The 1199-nt window shown below is 74.2% G+C and carries 1 protein-coding gene; it reads right to left on the bottom strand.

Annotation, left to right across the window (positions count from 1 at the left end; translation table 11 throughout):
- A partial coding sequence (locus tag ACWCSD_RS52845) for a glycoside hydrolase family 38 N-terminal domain-containing protein (protein WP_449927579.1) occupies positions 1-1199 on the bottom strand: 1199 nt, incomplete at both ends.

The following is a 1199-nucleotide window of genomic DNA, read 5'->3' as shown; positions in this document are numbered from 1 at the left end:
ATCGCCGGCCCGTACGGCCCCGGCCCCGCCCAGCACGCCGCCGAGCTGGGCGCGCCGATCCTCGGCCTGTTCGGCGGGGCCGACGAGGGCATCCCCCCGAGGCGGCGATGATCTGCGGCAGCGCGGCCGAGTAGCCGAAGGTGTCCGGCACCCAGGCCTCCAGCGTGTCCACGCCGAACTCCTGCAGGAAGAACTGCTTGCCGTACAGGAACTGGCGGGCCAGCGACTCGCCGCCGGGCATGTTGATGTCGGGTTCGACCCACATGCCGCCGACCGGGATGAACTGCCCGGCGGCCACCTTCTTCCTGATGCGCTCGAACAGCGCCGGATAGTGCTGCTTCACCCAGGCCAGCTGCTGGGCGGAGGAGCAGGCGAAGCGGTACTCGGGGTGCTCGTCCATGAGCGTCACCGCGCTGGCGAACGTGCGCGCGCACTTGCGGATCGTCTCGCGCACCGGCCACAGCCAGGCCGTGTCGATGTGGGCGTGCCCGACGGCGACGATCCGGTGGCTGCTGGCCGCGGCCGGGCTGGCCAGCACGCCGGCCAGCGCCGCGCGTCCCGCCGCCGCGGTCGCCGACACGGCGGCGGGGTCGACGGCGTCGAGCATCCGCTCCAGCGCCCGCAGGATCTCCCACCGGCGCGCCGAGTCGGGGCTCAGCTCGCGCATCAGCCCGTCCAGCGTCCAGATGTCCTGCGCCAGCTCCCACACCCCGATGTCCAGCAGCGCCACGTCGAACGCTCTGGCGGTGTACAGCGGCCCGCCGCCCGCCGTCGCCCGGTCGCCCAGCGTCGTCGGCTCGTAGGTGTTCTCGCCGGCGAGTTCCGGGTTCGCCGCCGCCTCGACGTACAGGTCGACGTACGGCTCGGCCGGGTCCCACGGCAGGTGGGAGCTGCGCGGCGCCACGGCCTTGATGAGCGTGCCGTCGGGCAGGTAGCCGAGCCCTTCGGCCTGGAACCCGGGACGCGGCCCGGAGAAGCCCAGGTCGACGACGATCTCCAGCCGGGTGCCCGGGGGAATCTCCTCCGGCGTCCGGCCGGTCACGTGGAACCAGGTCGTGCCCCACGGGTCGCCCCACCGGTGCGGCAGCGTGACCGGCTCGTAGCCGGCCGCGAACGCCGCCTGCGCGGGCACCGGCTCGCCCGGCACGTTCCACGCCTCCACGGTGAGGGGCCGTCGTTCCCGGTAGAGGGCGCCGGGC

It is taken from the genome of Nonomuraea sp. NPDC001684 (assembly GCF_053596515.1).
The sequence above is the reverse complement of the archived record's forward strand: the minus strand, read 5'-3'. Positions and strand labels throughout refer to the sequence as shown.